This is a genomic window from Clostridium aestuarii (assembly GCF_026735135.1).
GTDB lineage: Bacteria > Bacillota > Clostridia > Clostridiales > Clostridiaceae > Clostridium_H > Clostridium_H aestuarii.
In genome coordinates, this window is record NZ_JAPQER010000001.1 from 613,419 (window position 1) to 639,197 (window position 25,779).

Annotated in this window: 24 protein-coding genes and 1 pseudogene; 11 read left to right on the top strand and 14 right to left on the bottom strand. The window is 25.4% G+C overall.

The genetic code is table 11. The annotated features are described in order from the left end of the window. Positions 1-150: 150 nt before the first annotated feature. Positions 151-2,145 carry a methyl-accepting chemotaxis protein gene (locus OW763_RS02575; RefSeq protein ID WP_268039496.1) on the top strand — a complete coding sequence of 665 codons (1,995 nt, stop codon included), beginning with the start codon at positions 151-153 and terminating at the stop codon, positions 2,143-2,145. Positions 2,146-2,228: 83 nt separating this feature from the next. Here OW763_RS02575 and OW763_RS02580 read toward each other — a convergent pair whose 3' ends face one another. Then, entirely contained in the window at positions 2,229-3,701 is a 1,473-nt protein-coding gene (locus OW763_RS02580; RefSeq protein WP_268039497.1) for a hypothetical protein, read from the bottom strand. Positions 3,702-3,889: 188 nt separating this feature from the next. Here OW763_RS02580 and OW763_RS02585 point away from each other — a divergent pair, with 188 nt between their 5' ends. Further along, a complete protein-coding gene (locus OW763_RS02585; RefSeq protein ID WP_268039498.1) occupies positions 3,890-5,068 on the top strand; it encodes a cation diffusion facilitator family transporter in 1,179 nt (392 codons plus the stop codon). 110 nt (positions 5,069-5,178) lie between these two features. On the opposite strand, the gene OW763_RS02590 is transcribed toward OW763_RS02585, so the two are convergent. From OW763_RS02590 to OW763_RS02600, 3 genes are all read right to left on the bottom strand, one after another. Further along, positions 5,179-5,307: a hypothetical protein gene (locus OW763_RS02590; protein ID WP_268039499.1), complete on the bottom strand. Its 129-nt coding sequence runs from the start codon at positions 5,305-5,307 to the stop codon at positions 5,179-5,181. A gap of 26 nt (positions 5,308-5,333) precedes the next feature. Continuing rightward, entirely contained in the window at positions 5,334-5,555 is a 222-nt protein-coding gene (locus OW763_RS02595; RefSeq protein ID WP_268039500.1) for a hypothetical protein, read from the bottom strand. 193 nt (positions 5,556-5,748) lie between these two features. After that, positions 5,749-6,420 carry a DUF2238 domain-containing protein gene (locus tag OW763_RS02600; protein WP_268039501.1) on the bottom strand — a complete coding sequence of 224 codons (672 nt, stop codon included), beginning with the start codon at positions 6,418-6,420 and terminating at the stop codon, positions 5,749-5,751. Positions 6,421-6,640: 220 nt separating this feature from the next. On the opposite strand from OW763_RS02600, the pseudogene OW763_RS02605 reads away from it, so the two are divergent. Further along, positions 6,641-6,928 (top strand): annotated as a pseudogene (locus tag OW763_RS02605) (P-loop domain-containing protein); the annotation flags it as partial. Between the two features lie 60 nt (positions 6,929-6,988). Here OW763_RS02605 and OW763_RS02610 read toward each other — a convergent pair. From OW763_RS02610 to OW763_RS02640, 7 genes are all read right to left on the bottom strand, one after another. Beyond that, entirely contained in the window at positions 6,989-7,240 is a 252-nt protein-coding gene (locus OW763_RS02610; protein WP_268039502.1) for a type II toxin-antitoxin system RelE family toxin, read from the bottom strand. Then, on the bottom strand, positions 7,230-7,484 hold the full coding sequence (locus OW763_RS02615) for a hypothetical protein (protein ID WP_268039503.1): 255 nt from the start codon (positions 7,482-7,484) through the stop codon (positions 7,230-7,232). The genes OW763_RS02610 and OW763_RS02615 overlap by 11 nt, the downstream gene beginning before the upstream one ends. A gap of 81 nt (positions 7,485-7,565) precedes the next feature. Next, positions 7,566-9,134 (bottom strand): recombinase family protein, encoded by a 1,569-nt coding sequence (locus tag OW763_RS02620; RefSeq protein ID WP_268039504.1) that lies wholly within the window; start codon positions 9,132-9,134, stop codon positions 7,566-7,568. A 102-nt stretch (positions 9,135-9,236) separates the two neighbouring features. Then, positions 9,237-9,368 (bottom strand): hypothetical protein, encoded by a 132-nt coding sequence (locus OW763_RS02625; protein WP_268039505.1) that lies wholly within the window; start codon positions 9,366-9,368, stop codon positions 9,237-9,239. A gap of 463 nt (positions 9,369-9,831) precedes the next feature. Continuing rightward, complete coding sequence (locus tag OW763_RS02630) at positions 9,832-12,399, bottom strand: DEAD/DEAH box helicase (protein WP_268039506.1); 2,568 nt, start codon at positions 12,397-12,399, stop codon at positions 9,832-9,834. A 14-nt stretch (positions 12,400-12,413) separates the two neighbouring features. Continuing rightward, on the bottom strand, positions 12,414-13,898 hold the full coding sequence (locus tag OW763_RS02635) for a trypsin-like serine protease (protein ID WP_268039507.1): 1,485 nt from the start codon (positions 13,896-13,898) through the stop codon (positions 12,414-12,416). Next, positions 13,870-15,141 (bottom strand): MBL fold metallo-hydrolase, encoded by a 1,272-nt coding sequence (locus OW763_RS02640; protein WP_268039508.1) that lies wholly within the window; start codon positions 15,139-15,141, stop codon positions 13,870-13,872. Before OW763_RS02640 ends, OW763_RS02635 begins: the two co-directional genes overlap by 29 nt. Before the next feature lie 417 nt (positions 15,142-15,558). On the opposite strand from OW763_RS02640, the gene OW763_RS02645 reads away from it, so the two are divergent. The 5 genes from OW763_RS02645 (at position 15,559) to OW763_RS02665 (ending at position 20,330) form a co-directional block, all read left to right on the top strand. Continuing rightward, positions 15,559-16,020, top strand: coding sequence for a helix-turn-helix domain-containing protein (locus tag OW763_RS02645; protein ID WP_268039509.1), 462 nt, complete (start codon positions 15,559-15,561; stop codon positions 16,018-16,020). A gap of 257 nt (positions 16,021-16,277) precedes the next feature. Further along, entirely contained in the window at positions 16,278-16,448 is a 171-nt protein-coding gene (locus OW763_RS02650; protein ID WP_268039510.1) for a hypothetical protein, read from the top strand. Then, positions 16,408-17,985, top strand: coding sequence for a recombinase family protein (locus tag OW763_RS02655; RefSeq protein ID WP_268039511.1), 1,578 nt, complete (start codon positions 16,408-16,410; stop codon positions 17,983-17,985). Before OW763_RS02650 ends, OW763_RS02655 begins: the two co-directional genes overlap by 41 nt. Beyond that, entirely contained in the window at positions 17,942-19,540 is a 1,599-nt protein-coding gene (locus OW763_RS02660; RefSeq protein ID WP_268039813.1) for a recombinase family protein, read from the top strand. Before OW763_RS02655 ends, OW763_RS02660 begins: the two co-directional genes overlap by 44 nt. A gap of 193 nt (positions 19,541-19,733) precedes the next feature. Further along, a complete protein-coding gene (locus tag OW763_RS02665) occupies positions 19,734-20,330 on the top strand; it encodes a hypothetical protein (RefSeq protein ID WP_268039512.1) in 597 nt (198 codons plus the stop codon). Positions 20,331-20,877: 547 nt separating this feature from the next. Here the strand turns inward: OW763_RS02665 and OW763_RS02670 are convergent. Then, positions 20,878-22,404, bottom strand: a complete 1,527-nt coding sequence (locus OW763_RS02670; protein WP_268039513.1) for a leucine-rich repeat domain-containing protein — start codon at positions 22,402-22,404, stop codon at positions 20,878-20,880. Positions 22,405-22,567: 163 nt separating this feature from the next. Between OW763_RS02670 and OW763_RS02675 the strand changes: the two genes are divergently transcribed. Beyond that, on the top strand, positions 22,568-22,708 hold the full coding sequence (locus OW763_RS02675; RefSeq protein WP_268039514.1) for a hypothetical protein: 141 nt from the start codon (positions 22,568-22,570) through the stop codon (positions 22,706-22,708). 54 nt (positions 22,709-22,762) lie between these two features. Continuing rightward, entirely contained in the window at positions 22,763-23,257 is a 495-nt protein-coding gene (locus OW763_RS02680) for a hypothetical protein (RefSeq protein WP_268039515.1), read from the top strand. Positions 23,258-23,338: 81 nt separating this feature from the next. Here the strand turns inward: OW763_RS02680 and OW763_RS02685 are convergent, their stop codons facing one another. Together OW763_RS02685 and OW763_RS02690 are read right to left on the bottom strand one after the other, a co-directional pair. Beyond that, a complete protein-coding gene (locus OW763_RS02685; protein WP_268039516.1) occupies positions 23,339-24,247 on the bottom strand; it encodes a type II toxin-antitoxin system RelE family toxin in 909 nt (302 codons plus the stop codon). Between the two features lie 32 nt (positions 24,248-24,279). Next, on the bottom strand, positions 24,280-24,651 hold the full coding sequence (locus OW763_RS02690) for a hypothetical protein (protein WP_268039517.1): 372 nt from the start codon (positions 24,649-24,651) through the stop codon (positions 24,280-24,282). 332 nt (positions 24,652-24,983) lie between these two features. Here OW763_RS02690 and OW763_RS02695 point away from each other — a divergent pair, with 332 nt between their 5' ends. After that, positions 24,984-25,766: an ATPase gene (locus tag OW763_RS02695; RefSeq protein WP_268039518.1), complete on the top strand. Its 783-nt coding sequence runs from the start codon at positions 24,984-24,986 to the stop codon at positions 25,764-25,766. Positions 25,767-25,779 lie beyond the last annotated feature (13 nt).

A 25,779-nucleotide genomic window follows, 5' to 3' on the forward strand; every position in this document is an offset into this window, starting at 1 on the left:
TAATAAATGCATTACCATATTTTGATAGATATGATATTATATACATTGTAGTATTATATAATTTTTTATATAATAATGTAATACCCAACATAAAATTACTTATTTCATAAAATTTTAATACCAAAAAAGTTCATAAGGAGGATATATAAAATGACTTTAAAAAACAATTTTAAGAGTAGACTATCATTACTCTTATCTCTTGCCGTAATTATACCTGTTTTTTTTGCTTCAACATTCACTTATTACAACAATAAAAACAGAACTCAGAATGCTTTTCACACACTAATGAAAGAAAGTTCTATTAACGTATATTCTATAATATCTGATACTATAAAATATAATACTGAATCCATAGATATGTTAAGCAAAGATACTGATCTTATTAATACGTGTTTTAATCCTGCATTTGAAGAGAAAATGGTATCTGCACTTTATAATTTTAGAGATACTCATAAAGATGTAATAACCGCATATTTGGGACAAGTAACAGGTCATCAAAGTGCTACTGTGGATAAAATTCCTGATGGATATGATCCAAGAACCAAACTATGGTATAAAGATGCTATTGCAAATGATGGAAACGCTATCATTACTGCTCCATATGAAGATGTAAATAAAAAAGGTCGATATGTTATTACTGTAGCTAAAACAGTTAAAGATAATAATGGAACTTTACTTGGAGTTGTTGGAACAGACATAACACTTTCTCATATTGCTGATTCTGTTTCAAATATAAAATTAGGTGAAAATGGTTACATAGCTGTTATAGACTCTTCAAGAACAATTATAGGTATCAATAATGAAGACATGTTAGGTAAAAATTCTGAAGAAGAACCTTGGATTAATGATGCACTAAACCTCAATAATAAAAATTCTACACTAAATATTAACGGTAAAGAATTTATTGCATATACAAAAGTTAATTCTGAAACTGGCTGGAGTATTGTAGCCTGTATTCCAAAAGCAGAATTAACAGCTGCATTATCAAAAGATAGAAATTCTTCACTAATTATAGGATTACTATTTTTAATACTAGCTATAATTTTTGGAAATATATCTGGGACTCAAGTTTCCAAATCTATACATAATATAGTTAATATCATAGAAAAATTAGGCGAAGGAGATTTTTCTATCAAAATTGAATCTAACAAAAAAGATGTTGAAGAATTCAATGCAGTAAAAAGCTCTTTAAATAAAATGGTTAAGGACATAAATGGATTGCTTAATAATATGAAATTCTCATCTATTAAGCTTAAAGATTCCTCAGAAAGTTTAGTAGCCATAACAGAAGAATCGGGTGCAGCTTCAGATGAAATAGCAAAAGCTGTTCAACATATATCTGAAGATACTACTCAACAATCCCACTCATTACAATCCTGTACTAATACAATAAATAATCTTGGAGAAGAAATAAATACTTCTTTAGAAAATGGTACGGATATGAATAAAGCTTCCATTAAAGTAAGTAAGGCTGCTGAAAATGGTATTAATTCAATAAATGATTTAAAGAAGAATTATAAACTAAACTCTGAAGCTAATTATAGATTGTTGAACGAAACAGATACTTTAGCTAAAAATTCTGAAAAAATAATGAAAATAACAGATAGTATAACTAGCATTACAGAACAAACAAGTCTTTTAGCTTTAAATGCCAGTATTGAAGCTGCTCGTGCAGGTGAAGCTGGTAAGGGATTTGCAGTAGTTGCAGATGAAGTTAGAAAGCTTTCAGAAGAATCAGCTGAATCTGCATCTCAAATAAATGAAATATTAAATATAATGCAAAAAAATATAAATAGCGTTCTTAAAAGTATTAAAGAAAGTAAACAATTAAATGATTTAACTGGAGAGAGTGTAATAACCACAAGTTCAAGTTTTGAAAGCATATTAAAAGATTTAGATTTTCTAAAAGAATATATAGATAAAGTAAATTTTTCACTAAAACAAGTTGATAATAATAAAAATACTGCTATAAATAATATTTCTGAAACTCTAGCAGTATCTGAACAAATCTCAGCTACTACACAAGAAGTTAGTGCTTCTACAGAAGAACAAGCTGCTGGCTTCCAGGAAGTTGTTCTTCTCGCTGAAAACTTGTCTACTCTTTCAATTGACCTAGATGAAGCATTAGGGAAATTTAGAATCTAAATATAGTAAAAAAAAGCAGATCACATTATATAATATGATCTGCTTTTAATTATTTTTTTACTTATAACTTATCTTGTAATTACTTATTCAGCTTGTGAATTGGGTTCAGTTTTGCCTCCACCATTCATTGCTTGCATTAAAAGATCTGTATATTTAATAGAATTTTTTTCAGTTATTTCTGGTATAGGATCAAATTCTATTGTTTCATTTACCTTATCTAAATCACTAGTATATTTAATTGTAAAAGTATATTTTGAATTAGATTTTTGAACCTTATTCTCTTCTTTTACTTCTAATTGAGTATTTTTAATTTCTTTTATTTTTGCTTGAAGTTTTGCTACATCAGCAGTAAATTTCATATTTCCAGTTTGATATACAATATATCCATCATTATTTACTCCAAAGTCAAATACTAATTCATATTCAACTAAGTCTTTTATACTATCTAATCCTTTTATTGCTTCTTCTATCATTTCATCCATTGATTCATTCATTTGTTTTTGTAAATCAACACCTTTAAGTTCTTTTTTATCTTGTTCTGGTATTAATTTCATTATATCATTTACATATTCTACAAATGCTGTTCTGATTTCTTCATTTTTCATTGCATCTTTAAGTATTTCAGCTAAGTTATCATTATTTATCTTAATCTCATAAATTTGAACATTTTGTACTCCATTTCCAATAGTTACTTGCTTTTTATCTTTTCTGCTAACAATATTATATTTAGCATCTTCTACTGTTAGAAAATCCACAAAAATATTTTCAAAGTTTTTACTGAATTTTGTAGCAGCTTTCATTATACCATCAAAATCCACATTTTGTGTTCCTGTTCCATTCTCCCCTAAAAGTTTACTTATATTATCAAAATCATATACAAGATATTTTTTTTCACCAAGCTCAGGTGCAAAAGCCTTTATCATTTCAGGAATAGAGATAATCATATTAATTTTAGGAGTATCTTGTGTTACATCAACATCTTCCCATAAATCAAAATTAATAGGATTACCCATTACATCAATATTTACATTGCTTTTAAAATATACTTTTTCGCCTTGTTTTTCTGACTTAATTTGTGACTTGCCATTGATTTTTAATTTGTTTATAACCTGCTCAATTTGAGCTAATTTCATTTTTTCTTCTTCTGATAAATTTTCACCTTTAATGTTCATTGTAAACTGTGACTGTGAAACACATGACTTAATTTCTTGGCTCTTTTTGAAAGCTTTCATTAATTCATCTACAGGAGAAATATTATCTCCAAGATGATTATAAATATTAAAATTCAATACTTCACTATATAATTTCTTAACATTTGATTTTGGCATTTTGCTTATAGCTATTCTAGCTTTTTTTATATTTTCTTCATTTAGGTTTTTTCTTGCTTCTTTAACTAATTCTTTAGCTGATTTTTCAACATCATTGTCTTGTGTTTGTTTAGCTTCAACCTTTACTTCATTTTTAGTTTCTGCCATAGCTTTACAAGGTGCTAATCCAATTCCACTTATAACCAAACTTGCTGACATAACTATAGACATAAGTTTTTTATTTTTCATTATTTTCCCCCCTAAATTTCTAACTCTCATATATTTTACCTTATTTTTCATATACAATCAAATATATGAATCTTAAAAATATCTTAATTTAATAATAACTAATATTATTTAAATTTTAATTTTATGCAAAACATGTTATTATGTATAAATAGCTATTTATTTTACTTATTAATTATGGAGGATATAATATGCTATCAAAATTTTTAGTATCTCATTTTATAAAAAATCATGAAAACATTAATGATAACAAAGTTAGAGAAGCTTATGGATATTTAGCTGGCACAATAGGTATAATATCTAATTTAATTTTATTTTTAATAAAATTGTTTATTGGTTTAATGGTGAAAAGTATTGCAGTAACAGCAGATGCTTTTAATAATCTCTCAGATGCACTTTCTTCTATAATTACTATTTTAGGATTCAAACTAGCAGCAAAACCAGCTGACAAAGAGCATCCTTTTGGACATGGAAGAATAGAATACATTTCTGGTCTAATAATAGCTTTTATGGTTATGTTAGTTGGATTTGAATTTACTAAATCATCTGTTAACAGAATAATTCATCCAGGAAAAATAAACTTTCATTTAGTACCTTTGATATTAATATTAATATCAATACTAGCTAAAATATGGCTAAGTCTATTTAATAAATACATTGGTAAAAAGATTAATTCTTCTGCTCTAGAAGCTTCTTCTTTAGATGCTTTAAGTGATGTTATATCTTCTAGTACAGTTGCTTTATCACTACTTCTTTCAAAATGGATTTCATTTCCAATAGATGGATACATAGGAATTCTAGTATCTTTATTTATACTACATTCTGGTTTTTCATTAATAAAGGACACTATTAATCCTCTATTAGGTGAAGCACCTAACCCTGAGTTCGTAAAAAAACTCAAATCAGAAATACTAAGTTATGAACATATAAATGATATCCATGACCTGATTATCCACAATTATGGTCCTGGAAGATGTATGGCTTCGCTTCATGCAGAAGTCCCATGTGATATATCAATTGTAAAAATTCATGAAATTATTGATAAAGCAGAAAAAGAAGTTTCTAAAAAATTACATGTATTTTTAGTAATTCATATGGATCCAGTTAATAATAATGATGATGAAATTATTACTACTAAAAATGAAGTTAGTAATATTCTAAAAAAATTTGATGAAGTAAAATCCTTTCATGATTTCAGAATAGTAGGTGAGGGTCAATATAAGAATTTACTCTTCGATGTAGTAATAGGTTTTAATTGCAACTTTAATGAAAAAGATAAAGAAAATCTTGTATATGATATAAATAAAGAAATTAAAAAATTTCATCCTAATTACAATGCTTTAGTTACCATCGATAGAGAATATGTATAAAAATTCTATAAGTAAAAATTCTACTATAAAAAAGTACACCTTCAAATGTTATATTTGTCTAACATTTAAAGGTGTACTTCATTTAGCTGTTTTATTAAATAAACTAATATTTATATTTTAGGTAAACCCTTTACGGGTTTTTTCATATCTGGATCAACATCCATAGTTATAGGGTTAGCACTTTTAGGATTTTTAGTTTTATTATCATTTCTTTTCTTTTTTTCTGCTTTAGTTGACATAATAATTCCTCCTTAAAACATTAATTTTATCTTTGTTTATCTTCTACCTCATACATATGAGTTTCTATCTCAACTTCTTTTATATCTTGGTTTTCGTCCATTATGGTCATAGTAGGTACAATTACTGTTCTTTCTTTTTGTTCTAAATTTCCAATTTGTTTATTTTTTAGTTGTTGAAGCTTTTCTTTACTTATTTCTGAACCTTTTAAGTGTTCTTCCTTTTTATGATTATAAATGATTTTATTCACATCTTAACGCTCCTTTCTAGAGTTATTTTTTCCTCAATATAAGTGTTTTATGCCTTATCTTAAGTGGTACCCAACTTTCATACTCCATGATAAAATATAATCACATATTATATAGCTGTACCTTTACTGACTTTTTAAAAAACATCATAATAAAACATTAGCTCATAAGAAAATTTAATTCTTACGAGCTGTATTAACAACTATGGTTATTATCATGCTGTTTTTTCTTTTTTAAAAATCTTGGATTTTCATCAAAAAATTCTTTAATGACTGGAACTTGCTGATGCCTTTTCTGATAAAAATATCCGTTAACTGAGGTAACAAAAGCTCCTATAGAGTCTACAATCAAATCCCACATAGTATCAACCAATCCAGACTTCTGCATATTTAATCCAACTATAGAATCCACAGTAAATTCAAAAATTTCCCATAGTGCTCCTATACATAAAGCAAACGTGAACGAAAATAACGCAACGAAAAACGGGCTCATTATAAGATCAATTTTTTCTTCTCTATTTAATATATATATTAATAAAAATCCAACCATTCCAAGAATAATTCCTGAAAAAGTATGAAGCATTATATCCCACCACCAAAATTTATTATAATAATTTCTAAGTTCTCCTAAAAACTGAGCTGCAAAAATAAAACTTAAAATTACTATTTGAAAACTTGCAGGAAGCTTTATACCATTTTTTCTAGCAATTATATAAGGTAAATACGTAAGTATAATCGTACTTATAGCAATAAAAAGATTTAACCAATTGTGGGTTTTAATGCTTATGATTATAGCTAATATTAAAAGCATCCTTATGGTATTGGCTAGTACAATTTCTTTTTTATAAATCTTCTTTATTATCTTCATCTAAATTCAACTCCTTTATTAAATTTTCTAAAGGAACTAGCTCTTCTTTTGAATTTCTATATTACTTACATATTTTTATTTCCTGTTCTATAGTTTTCTTGTCTTTTTACATAATTTTAATGTAATCAATAAATTAATATTTAAATATTAGCTATTAACAGTAAACTTTCACTTTTATCTTTAATATACTATATAAATATGAAAATAGGAGTGTGATTTTATGAAAGGTAAATTTAAACATTTTTTCCCAGGTGGAAATACATCTAAAGGCTTTTATTCTTTTTATAGATATATATTATCTCAAGAATCTGCAAGAAGAATAATTTGTCTTAAAGGCGGTCCTGGAACTGGTAAATCTTCTCTAATGAAAAAAGTTGGACAATATTTTAATGAAAAGGGCTATGATATAGAATATCATCATTGTTCTTCTGATAATAATTCTCTAGATGGAGTTGTTATAAAAGATTTAAATGTAGCTCTACTTGATGGAACCTCACCACATGTAGTTGTCTCATTAACACACAATGGCACCTGTTAATTTTTACAATATAACAGGTGCCATTTTAATTTATTTATATATCTGTCCTCTATTTCCAATGTCAATTACAATAATTATAAGCTCATCATCATTCTTTTCAAATAAAACTCTAAAATCCCCTACTCTTAATCTGTATATATCATCTATGCCTTTTAATTTCTTTATATCACCTTTGGGTAATTCTAGTATTGCTTTAATAATTCTTTTTTGAGTATTAGCATCTTGTTTTTTTATAAACTTTTCAGCTTTTTTAGTAAGATTGATCTTATAATTATTCTCCATCTAAATTTAACTCCTTCATCAAACCTTCTAACGGAACTAAATCTTCTTTTGAATTTTTATATTCCTTACATATTTTTATTTCTTCAGCATCAGGTTCATCTTCTTCAATACTAGCCCATTCCTTTTTCAATTGCTTTTGCTTCTTTTGCTTTAAGTATTCATAAAAATCTAATACTTCAGCCAAAACTTGTGAATCCTCTTCTTTGATTAATTTTTCAATTACTTCTTTAGATAATGGACTCATTTAATCACCCCTCTAATTACTAATATCATTACTATAATTATACCATAGGTAATTAATCTTAAACTATGCTAACCTACTCTTTTAGAAGTTCCAATAAATCTTTATTTCCTGTTCTCTTGTTTCTTTATCTTTTTCACCTATCTCAATATAATCAATAAGTTCATTTACCATTGTGTGAGTTAACTCAGTAAAATTCTTATATTTTTCTATTATACCCATGTATTCTTCAATAGAACTTTGACTTTCTTTTAATTCATTTATTTTATTTTTCAATAACTGTTTTTGTGAATTTAATTCTTCTTTTTCTTTTAAAAATATAGTGTTAAATTCCTTGAACTGCTCCTGTGAAATAGTCCCTTTAATTTTATCAAGGTATATATTTTTTAATGCTTCCGTTCTATTTTCTATATCTACATTTATTTTTATCAATTTCTTTTCCATTACTTTTATTTTGGAATTAAAGTTATGCTCTTGTAATAGCTGAGAACTCATTTTGTTCATATCACACAAGGTATTTATATAATTCTTAATCTTTTTAGTAACAATATCTTGCAGCAAATCAAATCTTATAGAATGGCTTGTACAGAGTTTCTTTGTTGGATGAATACTATAAAGCTTACACCTTAAATAAACATAATTTTTGCCATTACATAATTTATTCATAGTGCTTTTACAGTCCATACATTTAACCTTTCCTGCAAATATATGAGTTTTTCCGCTTCCAGTACTTCTAACTTTTGACTTAATTCTCTGCTGTACTGTCTCAAAGGTTTTCTTATCAATTATTGCACTGTGAGTATTTTTTACAATAATCCACTGATTATCATCTAACTCTCTCATCTTCTTTGACTTATAATTTAGCTTATGTCTTTTATGCTGTACCATATTTCCAATGTATATTTCATTTTTAAGAATACGCTTTATAGTTGTTTTATTCCAAAGACCATAATTATCTTTTGCCGAAACATTCTTATATTTTAGTCCCTTATTTTTCTTGTATTTAGTTGGGTTAGAAATTTCTTTTTCATTGAGAATACGTGCTATATGCTGTGTTCCATTTCCTTGAATATACAAGTTGAATATCATTCTAATAACTTCTGCTGCTTCTTCGTCAATAACTAATTTATTTTTATCATTAGGATCTTTAGCATATCCATAGGAAGCAAAAGATCCAATAAACTTTCCACTTTGCTGTTTTAATCTAAAGACTGCCTTAATGGATTCACTTACATCTTCACAGTACCACTCATTTACTAACCCATTTATTTGGCGAGATTTCTTATTCTGTTTGTCTAAAGTATCCACACCATCAACAGCAGTTACAAACCTTATACCCCATTCGATAAATTTATTGTGAAGATATTTTTCTACAAGCTCCATATCCCTTGTAAATCTAGATTGTGTTTTGCAAAGAATAATATTGAACTTACCTTGTTCAGCATCTTTTAACATGACATTAAATTCTGGTCTATTGGAATCTAGTCCCGAATAGTCATCATCACTATAAATCTTGTATATATCCCATCCTTTTTCTATAGCATATTTCATTAATAAGTTCTTCTGATTCTGTATACTCTCACTATCATCTTTATAGCTTTTCTTGTTCTTATCCTCATCTGATAGTCTACAATATATGGCTATTTTATTCATTTTTGGCTATACCTCTCCTTTAAATTGTTAAGAAGTATAACTATCTGCTTTACCTATAATTATTATATACAAAAGCTGATAGCACTTTCAAAAGAACATAATTCATCTGTTACCAATCGTTTCTAATTGACCTATTATTTTTAACAATAATTCTTCTAAAGTTTCTTTTCTTTTATCTATGTCTTCATTTTTAAAGCTTTCAGTGATTTTAATTTTTGTTTCTTTTTTAAGCATAAAAATCCCCCCATATAATAATATGAGAGGGAAAAGTAATTTATTAGTTGTTATTTTAGGTATTAATGAAATCTATATCAACTATTAATTTATTTTATTATTAGTTGATATATGGATGTATATACTTATAAACTAAAAATGATTTTATTGGTGAAGACGAAGCACGCCCTTTAAAATCCACCACTTTTCTTACTATTATTTAATTATCTCTAATAATCAATATAGACTTTCAGGATTAAGTTAATTCTCTAAAACTTTGTAACATCTATATCTGAATTAATATATCTATTTCCTACACTAAAAGTTTTAAACCAGCTATTTTTTGAATTTCTACAATCTTTGAAAGAAAAACAATCCTATCTTTATTTACTCCAACTTAATTTTCTTCACTATCATCACTATTTTTAATTAACTCAACACACTTATCATAAGTCAATATTTTCATATTCAATTTTAAATATTATTATTTAATTGTTTCAATAAACTCTTCTAGTTTACCTTTTAAATAATTATTGTTTAATTTAGATAAATCTAGCTTTTTCAGCTGTTCAATAGAATTATTTTCTGTAATTTTAAATTTCTCAACAACTTCTATTGCAAATTCTCTATTCATACCAAGAGATACCAATTCTACTGTAGAATTTTTACAAGCACCTATTTCTAAATACATAGGAATGTTAATTATTTTATGTGCTAATTTTTCTCTTCCAGTTATCTTTAAATATTCTTTTAAAATTTCTCCATAAGCATAAAATCCTTTAACTAATTTATACCTAATATTTCCATTTAAGTATCTTACCTGTTTTTCTACTTCTTTAGAAATTTCTTTATTATTATATTCCTTATTCGAACTATTTTTTAAAACTTTATATAATAAAATAAACTTTAATTTATTTTCTGTAATCCACGAATATGACATAAACTTTAATTTATCCTTATCATATTGATTATATAAATTTTCATTCATAAGATATTTATTAATTATATCTATAACTTCAGTATAAACTTTTAAAAATGTTTTTTTATCTACATTAAAAGGATGAGGTAATAGAAATTTTTCAATTGTACTATCATTACTTTTTAAGTATAACCATAATTTATTTATATTACTATATCTCATACCAACAAGTCTAATTAAAAGTTCCTTAGGTGGTTCAAACCCCTGTATAATTTTATCAACCATATCTTCCAAATTATTGTAACTTTCATTTTCTACTTGATGATTTATTAATTTTTGGTGATTAATTCTATCTATTATTGTAGAGCTAACTATATAATCATTAATACCATCATTATCATCTATATCATCTATGTCTTCTCCATCTTCTATATCCTCTACATCTTCTGTATTTTCTATATCATTACATTCACTATGTAAGATTATCTTTTTTAATTTATCTATTTCTTTATATTGATCGGAAATAAATTGAACTTCATTACTTTTATCATCATATTTGTTAATATCATTCCACTCTTTATTCTGAATAAGTATAATATTTCCACAAAAATCATATCCCATTCTACCTGCTCTGCCAGCTAAATTCCAAAATTCCAAATTAGATAAATCCTTTTTCTTTTTTCCTCTTCCTTTAACAGGATTATATACATATATATTTTGAGCTGGTAAATTAATTCCTTGAAGTAATGTTGATGTGCATGCAATAATTTTAAAATATCCTTGAGCTGCTAACTCCTCAATTCCCCCTCTAATAAAAGGTGGTAATTTCCCATAATGATATACTATACCCTTTCTTATATATTTACTCAACAAATATTTTTTACTTATGGAATACTCAATAAAATCTGCAAATTCATTTAACACATCTATATTTGAATCATCATAATTTCCTGAATTGAATATTTTTTCACAAACATCTACTGCCAACTTAGTAGTATTACAATAAATAATGGAGTTTTGACCATTATTAAATCCCAATACTACACTAGCAATATTACCTGAAATTGAACTTGCTGATCTATTTATCCTAACTTTTTCTGCAACCAAATTATCGTTAATAGTTATTTTATATCCACATGTATCTTTATAAAGTTTTATTATATTTTGCCTTACTGATGATTTCATTTCATTCAAATATCCACTTTCATCTTCTTTGGCAAATCTTTGAGTAAACTTTTCAGGATTATTTATTAAAGGACTTATAAATATAAGTTTTAAATCCTTCCATAATCTTTTGGCGTATTTAATACTATATTCTAGTAAAACCCCTCTTTTACCATCAATAACATTTTGTGCTTCATCAACAATTAGCACATTCACCTTAATTTCATTATTATTGCATAATTGATAAAATCTCTCTTGAGTTAATATTAATATTGTTTTAAATTCTTTTTTTAAATTTGTTACATCTGATGACGAAGATATATTAAATCCTATATTCAAATCATCTATATTTATTTCTTTCCTGATTTCTTTCCTGATTTCATTAATTACTTCAGTTATTAACGCTCTAGTTGGAACTACATAAACACAACAGTTTAATCCATTTAAAAGCATATCTATTATTATTCTTTTTATTATAAACGATTTTCCAACAGACGTTGGTGCTGAAACACTCACTACTTTCCTTTTCTTAACGAGTTCATAAAAACTCAATTGAAAATTATTTAATAAATACTCTTTATTTACTAATTTTATTGTATTATTTCTTTTATATAAATTATTCTTTAACATATCAAATGGCGATATTATATTTTCTTCATTATTATTATCCACTAATTCCTGACTTTTAAAGTTTCTTAATCTACCTAATATTATGCTTGATATTAATTTTAATTGCTTATTCTTAACTGGTAGCTTGGCTACTATAGTTGCAATTGTTAGTGCTCTTTCCTTATTTTTATTACTATGAGAATTTAATAGTATTAGAGCATTTTCTAATAAATATACTAGTTCCCCAATATTCTTTTCACTTTCACATTGGTCATGAAGAAACTCTCTCTTTATCTCCAGTTTAATATATTTATTAATTAAGTTATCTATTTTTTTTATACATTCTCTATTCACTATCATAAATTGCCTCCAAATTATAATAACATATTGTTAAAATCACTCAACGATTCTATTGGTAATGATATCCAATGAATTTTTATCTCTTTTATCCATTTAAATTTAGAGCACAATCCTACAATATCATGGTTATACTTGTCCAATTCATTTTTTACTATAAATTTAACTAACGCATCATTATCTCCATTTCGTTTATACTGGATTTTATTATAAATTTCACTATTATAAGAATTCAATAATATTATCTCTAATTCTAGTTTATCATTTTTTATTTTGTTAATTTGTACTTTTGTTGCAGTATCTAAATAGCTGACAGCTAATTCATCCCAGATAATAATTCTTTCTTGGTCATTCTTCGCTGATTTTTCTTTATCAATTTCATTCAACACTTCTTTAATTGAATCTAAAATATTTTCTTGCATTTCTGCATAACCTATTAATAATTTTATTCCATCATTGGTATTACATATGTATATATCTTGTTTTAAATTTTCATTTATTAATGAATATGTTGAAGCTAAACGTGGTGATTTATATTTTCCTTCTAATATAATCCAAAGTAAAACCAAAGAAATTTTATTATCTTTAATTAATTGTTCTTTTAATTCATTTGTAACCTCGTCAACAATTTTCATTTGTTTACGTTTAATTTTTAAATTATTATCCTCTAATAAAATTAAATCTTGTAATTCATTTGCATAATCTCTTAAAAATAAATCAACTAAATCTCCTATATCTTGAATTTGATATTTTTGTTTAAGCACAAGACAATCTGAACTAAAATCTTCCATTACATATTGAAAATAAAAAAATTTTTCTTCACATTCTTTGTGAAATTCATCAATTCTATCATTGAGTAAGTTCTTACATCTATATGATAATACCTTTAACACATCCATTTTATCGTTTTTCGCTAAAAATTCCACTACTTTTTGTATACTCACTACTTTGATTTTAGTTTTAATTCGTTTAGATATAAATTCAGTTGAAATAATCCCAACTATTTTATTATCTATCAACAAAGGTGCTCCAGATAATCCCTGCCAATCTGTATTAAGTTTTTGATCATTGATAGTCAATTCATAATCGCATTTTTCATTCTCAATTTCTCTATTTATAGTTCCATCAAGATATGAATATTTATTATCTTTATTAGTCAAATCATATTTAGCATCTTCAGGATAACCAGTTGTCTCCCAAACATCACCTTTTTCTAGTGCTACATCAGCATATATTTCACTATAATTTATATTTTGCTTAATCTCACTATCTAATCTTAATACTGCAAGATCAATATCATCATAGTTAATATAGACTTTATCTCTACTTTTACTTGTAGTATTAATAAACTTAAAAATTATATCTAAATCTTTTACATCATCTAAATCTTTTAATACATGCCCAGCTGTCAATACATATGTTGGATTGATTAAAAAACAAGTTCCCATTAACTTTCCATCTTTTTTTCTATTTCTAATCTCTCCCACTATCTTGTAATTCATCTTCCTCCCCCTTAATATCAATTAACTGTGTATCCTCATCAAGCGAACTTTCATTTTCATATTTAACTATAAATTTGCTCTCTTCTAACCTATAATCTCTTAAAAATTCTTCTACTTTGGGCAACCTATAATTAAAATATAATATCTTCTTTTCTTTCTGATTAACTATAATTTTTGATATAGCTTCTAAATCAGGATGATCAAAACTATTGCCATTAGTTGATATAAGATATCTTTTGCTAGTTATCATTTCTAAAAATTTATTTGATGTACTATACTTGCTCCCATGATGTGAAACCTTAACTAAATTAAATTTCAATTTATCCTTTTTTAAATTTTTTAATAAATTTCCCAATATTTCTTCATAGTCTATTGGACTACTATCTCCTAAAAATAGCAAACGTTTGTCATAAAACTTTAAAATAAATGAAATAGAACTTCTATTTTCTATCCTTTCATCTGAAACATTAAATTCTAAATACTCTTTTAAGTCATCACTTGCAGCACACTCTTTTTCACAATAGATTTCTTCCATTGCATCTTCAATCTGATTTACATAATATAGTTCAAAAGCTTCAGCAAGTTCTTTAGATTTAACTATTTCCTTTTCAAATCCCTTATCTATTAAATATTTTCTCCAATCATATAATAATTCATTTAATATTTCTTTAGTGGGACCTAATAATATAATTTCTACTTCATTACTTATTGGAATTTTTTTTAATTTATTCTTATCATCAATGCATACTGCATTTTCAAATGATTTATTTAATCTCTGCCTTATTTTATCTTTTTCTAAATAATCTACTAAAAGGTTAGCAGATTTATATGAAATAGTTTTTTCACCAGTTTCATTAGGATCTGGTGGATATTCATCACTTTGTAATAATTTAAATATATTATATTCTGTTTTACATAATTCTTTTTTATTAACCTCAATATCATATATGCTAAAATAATCATTGTACCAAATTTCTGATATTTCACATATTTCATCATTAATATAATCACAAAGTAAATCTCTTGCACCATTAATATGATCATTATCTATATGAGTTAATACAAGTAAGTCAATCTTCTTTTTATTTTTTTTAAAATTACTCAAATCTTTTTTGATTAATTTATAAGTTGAAATATAACCACAATCCACTAATATATTAGTTTGCTCTTTACCATTACATTCTATTAAAATGCTTTCCCCATTAGATGCTGGGTATACTTTGATTTTTATATAGTTTTCCATTTTATCCCCTCTTTTATTATTTTCTCCATAATTATACATCATGTTTCATTTTTTGTATATAAAGTCACTTTAAGCTAATCTTCTTTATGCTTTTCTCTTTTTAATTTATTTTTTATCATTCATTCCAATCTGCCAATCATTAGTTAAAATACTATAACAGAATATCTTTTTTATAGAAAAAGTATTCTATATTTCTTCTTTTACTTCCATGATTTATCCTTAATTAAAAAATCCACGAAACTCCTATATTTATTATACTTTTACTTCCATTAATCCTAAATTTTCTTTTTTATTACCTTTATACCTCACATTATATTTTAATTTTTCTTTCAACCTTAAACCTACTTACCAATATAACCTTTTTACAGTTTATAATTTCTATTTTTTGTCAATAATCCTTAACAAGGAGGTGTCTTCATGCTTACACCAAATGAAAAACTCGGATTTACTATAAAAAAATATAGAAAAGCTAAAAATTACTCAACTCAAGAATTGGCCAAGCATTTGAATGTATCAGTAGGATTTGTTAACCATCTTGAACATGGTAAAAATAATGTATTCAAACTAAATTTATTAATGCAACTTATAAATGTTTTGGACATACCTTTAGCAGAAATAATACTAGATAAATCTATACAAATTAATGGGTTGCATATAAACCCTAAAGAAAAAAAACTTGAAATCTATTTAAACAATAAAGGTTTTAATAACATAGATATATTAACAAAAGAATTAAATCTTGTTATAAATTCATTTCTAGAAACCATCTCAGAATATGAATATACTCCTGAAGCTATAAAAGCTATTTCTACCCACACAGTAGAAGAAATGAAATACATCAAACAATTAAAGAACTTAAAACAAGACACTGATTTATAATTCAGAGTCTTATTTTTTTACCCTATTATTCAATTTATTGAACAATTCGTGTTATTGAATATTTTCATTAAATTTACACAAGCTAAGTTCAAGGAGGAATAAGACTGATGCGCACTAAAACTTATTTCAGTTATTGATAAAACTTTAATTTTTTATTCTAATAAAAAACTACCTATTTATTTTCTTGTTCCCCTACCCCTAACTGCAAAACATACTGTGAATATTTTAATATTTGCAATTTACAAGGAGAAAAAATAATGAAAAAAGAAAATCAAAGCCCAATTATATCAATAGAATACAAAAATGATGAAAAAGCAAGGAATAAACTTGTCCATTTTTTAATAAATCTCTTAATAGAAGAAAATAATTCTATAGGAGATTTGTTAAATGAACAAAATCAAAGTGATCGAGGATGTGACAATAACTAATATGGTTAAAAGTCCCGAGAATTACGCAGCAATTTATGCCCGTCAATCCAATCCACAAAGTAAATCTTTGGATTTTCAAGTAAACCTAGGCATAGAAATAGCTGATACTCATAATCTTTTTATTTACAATGTTTATGAAGAACAAATATCTGCCACAAAAATTAGATATTATGAAAGACCTGAATTTAATAAGCTTTTAGAAGATGCCGCAGCAGGATGCTTCAAAACTGTAATTGTATTTCGTAGAGATAGATTAGCTAGATTATCTCCAGACTTCATTGATATAAAAAATTTTTTTAAAAATCATAACATCAAAATTTTATATTCTAATGAAGGAGAATTCCAAGCTCCACAAAACTATGTTGGAGATTTTATTGAAAATATAATTATGGCTGTTGACGAACTTGAGCCTAAAATTGTTACTGAAAGAACTACAGCAGGTAGAAAGAAAAAAAGAGAACGGAGAGAATATTCAGCTGGAAAATATATTCCTTTTGGTCTTAAAATTGATGAACCTAATTATCCAATAACCAACATAACTCCTCTTAATTCTAATTCAGACAATATATCTAAAAAGCCATGTACTGAATACATTAAAGATAAAAAAAAAGCTGAGTTTATTGAAACACTTTTTCAAAAGTACACTGAAAATAATGAAATAACCGGTGCTGCAGAGCTTTTTAGAGAAATACGTAAAGATAAAACCATAACAATACCTACTGATTTTAAGAAATCTAGTATACCAAATGTCATACAAAATCCTATATATGCTAATCTTCAACTAAAAGACCTGGATTATAAATTAAAGGATTCTCTTATTTATGAAAATAACACTATAGTAGAAGTTAATAAAAACTTTTTTCATCCTTGTTCTAACGTAAAAAATATCATAGATGAAGATCTTTGGTATGAAGCATTTAAAAAATGGAAAAATACTCATACTCGTAAACGTAAGCCTAGAAAAACCGTCAACTATTTACTTAAAGGATTGTTATATTGTAATAAATGTGGGAAAAAACTTAGTCTTAAAGGTAAAATCTATAAATGTAATACTCCTCAATGTATCATCCTAGAAGAATCATATATTGTAAATAACGTATTAGAAAAAGTTATAAATGATCTTTTCAGTACAGCTAATATAATCACTGCTATTGATAAAAATATTAACTCTATTAAAAAACAATTGTCTGATAAAAATAAATCTCTTAATAAAAATAAATTAACTCAAAGAGAATCTACATTGAAATATGTCAATAATGCTAAAAATGAAAAATATAAATTAAAGTTAAAATCGCTATTAAATATTGAAAAAACACTTAAATCTGATATTGGTCACTTAAAACGCAATATAAATTACCATAATCAGCTTAGATCAATTGTTTTACAACTAATTAACTTTAATAACATACATGAGCTTATCGCAAAAATGAAAATTAATTATGAGACTACTCAAAAATTTTTGAATGAAAATATAAAGAAGGTGTTTGTTTGTGATGAAAACTCAGATTATAGAATCAATGACATCAAATACAAATAGGGAAAAAACAGCTGCTGCTTACATTAGAGTATCTACAGAAACTCAAAAAGAAAAGGGCTTTTCTCCCGAAAATCAACGTTCTCTAGCAGAGCAATACGCTGAAAAAAAAGGTTGGATTTTAGACGATAATATGATTTTTGAAGAAGCCAAACCTGCTTCTACTATACTTGGTAAACAATTTAGTGAAGAAAATTTAATTGAAAATATGTATAATAGACCTGAATTACAAAAGCTATTACAATTAGCAGGATATAAACGTTTCAAGTATTTAATTGTATACACTCGAGACAGACTTTCTAGAAGTGTTGCCGAAACTAATGCACTAGATATATTCTTTAAAAATTTTAAAATTGATATTCATTATACTAAAGATGGAGAAAATCTTAACTTTAAAGATGATAAAATGAATCGCTTTATGCATATTGTTTTATCAAGTTTAGCTGAATTTGAAGCAAATACTATTTCTATGAGAGTAAAAGCTGGTAATAAATCCTGTGTAACTAAAGGTTATTGGCCTGGTGGTAGAGAACCTTATGGTTACATACGTAAACCAATAGATGAAGATGATTCTAAACGAAATCATTTTACACTAGAAATATCTAATTTTGAAAGTAATGTAGTAAAAACTATATTTGAATATTATATAAATGAAGGATTAGGCTATAAAAGAATAGCTGATAAAATGAATAAAGAGTATGGTCCTTATTGGACTAAAAATAAAATTGAATCTATTATTAAAAATCAAACTTATACTGGGCATATTGCATGGGATAGACGCGGCGGCAGACGAACACATAACAAACATGAAAATCCTATATTATCTAACCTTCTTAAAGACGCTACTATTATAAATGAAGACCAGTGGAATAAATGTGTAGAATTGAGAGAACAGCGTTCTAAATTAAGAGATCCTCATTATTATACAACACCTTTCATTTTAAAAGGAAAATTAATATGTGCAAAATGTAATTCCATTATGAAATGTAAAAACTATGGTAAAGCCAAAGGTAGCGTTTACCGCTGTTGTATCAAAAGTAGTAATGGAAGATCTGAATTAATTATAAAAAAGGAATTAGTTGAAAATCTATTTATAGAAACCTTAAATAAAATTTTAAACTTTAAGAATCTTGATAACTTATTTGAAACTTATTACAATGAATTTAATAATAAGCATAATAAAGCTAAAACTTTTCTCAAATGCATTAATGACAAAATTAATGAAATCCAAAATTATAAAACTAAAATTCAATCCTTAATAAAAGATGAAACAGATTCTGATATTAAAGAAATTCTTCGCTCCGAAAAAGCTATACTCTCAAATTTATATGAAAAATATCAACAGAAAAAAAGTAAACTTGAAAACTCACTAAAAAAACAACCATTTAGTAAAGAAACTTTTATTGAATCTTTATCTAATTTCCCCAAAAACTTTAATAAATTAGAACGACTAGACAAAAGATTATTCATTGATAATTATATAGATAAGATAATAGTAAATAAAATTAATAAGCAACTTTCAATGAATATTATAGTAAAACCATATAAATTTATATAACCTTTTATTAAATAAGTATATATAAGAACGAGGTATATTATATATTTAACCCCAAAGTAGGCAAACACTCTGTCACGGTATACCGTGATAGAGTGTTTGCCTACTTTTCAATAAAATTTATTCAATGCTAAAGTAATATCTTATTCACTACAAAAATATTATATACTATAAGTAATTTTTAAGGATTGTGATTATGGCGAGTAAAAGGAAAATTTTAACTCATGAAGAATTTGATACTATACATCAAATGATAACAACTAATAACGCTCCTAAGATAATAATTAAAACATTCAAGAAAAGTGGAAGGATAAGATTCGGTTATGATTCTCTAAGAAAAACCATTTTATGGTATTTCGATATGCATTGGGATACCATAAAGAAAAGATGGGTTGAAATTCCTTCGCTCCATCCCTATTATAAACTACCAAAAGATTTTCAACTATCGATGTTTACAACTTCCATAAACATAAACCAATCAGAAAATAATCCTAAACCTTTACCACATGAAAATCCCACTATTAAAAAATCTCCACCAAATAGTTCTAAAACCAATGATTGCAAAATTAATCTTAATGGTAAACTTAAACCTATAATTCCATTAATTGAACTTGAACTCGCAATAGCTGGTAAAGAAAGTCCCTATTCATTAGCTATTCCAGGTAACGATATAGTAACTATAATAAAAAACATTCACGTTATAGAACAAACTATAACACAAATTCAAAAATCCATTAACTCTATGAATCATAATTTATCGGTATTAGTTAATCATTATAATGAACTTAATTAAAAATTAGAGGATTAAATTTGTTTTTCTATAATTTTAATACAAAAACAAATTTAATCCTCTACTGTACATAATAATGAGGAGTCTAGTGAAGAAAAATCAAAATACTTGATGTCGTTTAATATGCAAAATACATAATAATATTTTATAATTTATCCATTATTAAGTTATATAACCATCCTACAAAATTAAAACAGAGTCTCTAAAGCACAAATATGGTTTTGCCATTTCTAGTAAGGATAAACTTCCATTTTATATTATAGGATCAGTTTCAAATCCAATAATTGTAAATTTTTAAATTTATTTTCAGCTAAAATCGATTAATCTACTTCTCTTTATTATCTAATTTCATTATAAACAAAAACTGTGAAAGCATTCTCTTAACAGTAGTTTCACAACTTTTCATTTAAGTTTAATTGCGTTTTTAATTTACATTTTACTCGTGTCAGACACGACCTCTTAAAAGAAAATATTATCAGTTTTTTTCTTGCTAGTATATCCTCCTCTTAAAATATCAATAGTCTAATATATATTAATTTCCTAGATACTTTTAATCAATATTATTTGCACAAATCGAACATACAATATCATCATTATATATTTCATTTCCACAAAATATACAGTATCTATGTGTGTCTTTTCTTATATCTTCTGACTCATCTTTTTTAATATAATGTGTAATAATAAAAATTCCATTGTAAAAAATATATTTATACTCTTGTCCTCTTTTATCATTTTTTAATTCCTTGATGCCAAAATCACTTAATATACTATTGAAACCTTCAATATTCTTTAATGCTTTTTCAAACTCATCATAGAAAGGTTTATTAACTGTTCTAACAACATTGAAGTTATTTTTATCGCAATAACTCAAAAATGCCTTATAAGTATTAACTACAAGAATTTGGTTGCTAATTCTTCTACTGAATATTTCTATCTTACTTTTCTCTAAATTAGGTATTAAATAGTTTTTATTTGTATTCGGATCATAATCTTCCTCTTTAACATAATTACATAGAACTCTATAATTACCTACAGCTATAAAGAAAAATATATATTTTCCTTTTTTAGTATTTTGAGTAACTCTAACTTCTTGTACTGCTTTTCTACCTATATACTTATCTTTTAAAATAATCAATTCATACAAATCAGGATTAGTATAAATAAATTCTGCAAATCTATCTATAGAGGAGTTATAATTACTATAATCATCTTTTGTTTTAAGATTAATACCTTTTAATTTTCTAAATGGAGAATATATATCATTAAATAATCCTGAATCGATATCTTTCTTAATTTTTACAAAAAGCAAATATAAATTTGAATATTCTAATGTATGGTATTCAAAATCAGGTTTAAATAATTTGCTATAATATTTCTCAACAGGACTATAATCAATAATTTTATTTCCACTTAACGTTAACACTTCTAACCCATTCAGTCCCCTTAAAATACCAATATCATAAATTCTATTATTCTTAATTTGGAGTCCATCTAAATTTGTTAAATCCTTTAATGGTTTTATATCTTCAATATAATTATTATCAAGATTAAGCGCTTCTAATTTAGTCAAATTTTCTAATGGTTTGATATCTGAAATTTTATTATTCTCTAAATATAGCCATTCCATTTCTATGAGTCTACTCAAAGAACTTATATCACTAATATTATTATTCTGTGCCAATAAAGATTCTAATTTTACTAGATTCTCTAATGGAGTAATGTCAGTAATGTTATTATGAGAAATTGCCAACATTTTTAATTTGGTTAGATTTCTTAATGCACTAATTTCTTTAATTTTATTTCCTACTAACCCTAAAGCTTTTAAATTAACTAATTTACTAAGCTGATGTATATCATTAATATCTTGATTTAGTAAATTTAAGTCTTCTAAATTTATAGCATATTGTATTCCTTCTAAATCTTTTATTTTCCCTTTATTAAAATCATTTATATTTATTTTTTTAATATATCCCATTTCTTCTTTTAGAATATCTCCTTTAGGTTTATTAATTATTATTCTAATTACCTGTTCTAAATTTTTATCTTTAAATTTTACTACGTTAGAATTATTCATTTCTTTCCCCCACTCCCTACGTTTGATTTTTAATTACGTTTATAATTAAAAATATATTAATTAAAAATAAATTATATACTCAGTTTTAAATACAATTCTGATCTATCTTTACTTAACATATATTCATAATAATAAATAATTAAATGCATGGAGGTTTTAATATATGATTTCCTTTAATCCAAGTGATTTTAATGTGCAAAATGCAAAGCAAAAAAATAAGTTAAGAGATAAACTAAATGATTTGGGCAAATCATTAATAGTTTATGCCCAAAATGTATGTCCAAATATCACATGGGATAATTAAGTTACTAACAGTCCTAATATAGATGCTGAATGGGGTGCTATTTGCCCTTTACCAATGTCACTATATCCTGATTTAATTTCTCAATCTCCTAATATATTTTTAGGAATTCCTCAAAATAGTGATAACGTAACACTAGCAGTCAATATACAATTTAAGGAACAAAGAAAAATGTTTGAAATGCACTGTCAACCATTTAATATCAATAAATTATTGACTTCTTTCAAAAATGCTTCAAATGCAACTATTAGTGTATTGAAGAAAGAAGTAAATGTAGAAACTAGCCGTTTTTATAATTGGTTAGATTTGTGGGATATTAAAAATTTACCTGATATTAATGTATCTAATGTTTCTACTTCTTATATAAATACTTATCTAAAAATTACAAAATCTGTCCCTAAACACCCTAATCCAACTTTCAAATATGAACCGGTTTTCTTAGTAAAATATACCTTCACCCGATATCAAATAATAAGTAGTACTGACGTTGAAAAACTTCTAGGTGATAAAGTCAAGCTACTATGGCCTATTATAGATACTCTTATCCATTAATTAAAATAAAATTTCAAAAAAATTAACAAGTGGTTGTCTCAAAAGTATATTTTCAGACAGCCACTCTGTATATATTCATATTTAAAATGGTCTCATATATAAATCCTTATGCTTTGCTATTCTTAATAATTCCCATTTATGTTCCTTATTTTTACTCGGTTCTCTTAATGATACTCTATAATTATCATTTACTCTAAATGTAAATATATCATCATATCGTTCTAGTTTTTTAAAATTTAGTCCATGAATATTTATATTTTCATTTAATTTCTTTAAGGCTCTTTTATATCTCTTTTTAATATTATGTGGCATTGATTTTAAATCTTTTTTGAATTTATTACTTTCAATTATTTCATCATAAGATATTGAAGTAACCATTTTCATAGTAGATTTAAAACTATAAAAATCTTTTAATATATAAACTGGAACATCTGTATATTTTACATACTTACTTGCAATATCAAATAAAATTTCTAAAGGTATTATTCCATTATTATACATATACTTAGTATCTAAAATCGAAGTGCTTAATCCTCTTAATCCTGCTTCATTTTTTTCTCTAGATAAATACTTATCAAATTCATTATACCCTCTTGGTTGACTCTTTATAAAATTTTTTATTGAATTTCTTATTGATGAGGATATATTTTTTCCATAAAATTTTTTATAACTATAAGCATTAGCTAAAGCCTCTTCTAATGAATCTGTTTTTAAATATACTTTTTCTATATAATTTTTATATAATTTATATTTATTATCCATAGTTAAAATTTTTTTAAGTGCTTCCAAAGTATCATTTGTTAGACAGCTTGATATGTTTTTTCCTATTTCATCATTAATATTTTTAAACATGTAATTTTTCCATATATCAACAAACTTATGAGAAACAAAATCATCCCATATTATATCTATTCTATCTCGCAATGATATTTCTAAAGTGGCAATAGCTATATCTGTTAAAAAGTGAAAAAAATCATGTGTAAATAACAACTTAAAAGCTAATTGTAAACTTGTATATATATCTATTCCATTAAAAAAAATACTTTTTTAGCTACATAATATAATGCACCTTCTTTAATATAAATTCCCCACTTATCCATATTATACTTTTCTTTATTATCTTTTTGTGACCAATGAAAAGAATGATAATATGCTAATGCTTCAATCCCATGTTCTTTAACCTTCTCATTATAAGTACTAATATCAATATTTATATCTTTAAAATAATTATTATCTATCAAAAAAATATTTCTATCTATATCATTAACTCTATACCTTGAATTTTCTGCTTCTTTTACATCACACATTTCACTATACATATTATTTCTTATATCTGAGAAATCAGTTATAAGGTTATATTCTATTAATTTTTCAATGATTTTATTTACTTCCACCTAACCCACTCCCATTTATTATTATCTTATATAAAATATATTAAGTCTCTTACTTTTGTATTCTCATAATAAAAACCACTCATTGATATATGAGTGATTTTAAAATGAAAGTTTTCTCTATTATTTATTGTTAATATTTCATATAATTTCAACATTATAATCTTAATATACTATTATCTATTTCTTGAAATTTCCTTTTTAAATCTTAGTTACATTTTATCTATAGGTAATCAAATAGCTATACTTATTTTTATCTTTTCTTTTGTGTTTACGATACCTCACCACATGTAGTTGATCCTATAAATCCTGGAGCAGTTGATGAAATTTTAAATATGGGTGAATGTTGGAATGAAAATGGGTTTAAAGATTGTAGAAATAAAATTATATCTATAAACAAACAGGTTGGAAAAACTTTCAAACATGCTTATCACTATATTGGAGCTGCTAAAACTATACATGACGATTGGAGCAGCTATAACACTCAAGCTTTAAATTTATCTAAATTAAATAATTTAAAAGAAGAATTAAAAAATAAAATACTAACAAACTTTAAGGTTTCAACTATGGGAAACAGTAGACACTTATTTGCTACTGCCTTCACCCCAAATGGGATAGTAACTTATATTGATTCAATATATAGAGATTGTAAAGATATTTATGTATTAAACGGTGGACCTGGTACTGGAAAAACTTCCGTTCTAACTTATATATATAAAGAAGCCTTAAAACGTGGTTTATTTGTTGAAGTATATCACGATGCTTTAATTCCTGAAAAAATTGAACATATTGTAATACCTGCTCTTAATATTGCAATTTTAACCTCTAATGAGATAAATCAGAAAAAATTTAAAGGTTATCAAATTAATATGGACAATTATTTAAATAAAAACATGTTAAAAAATAACATGGAAGAAATAAAGAAAGATATAGAAAACTTCTATTTACTTCTCAACACTGGTCTTAAAATTATAGCAAAAGCAAAATCACTACATGATGAACTTGAAAAATACTATATTCCAAATATGAATTTTGATAAAACGGAAGAAATCGGTACTCAAACTATAAATAAAATTCTGATATATGAAAAAGATTTTAAAAGAAAAAGTATATTTTAAAAACTCATAAAAT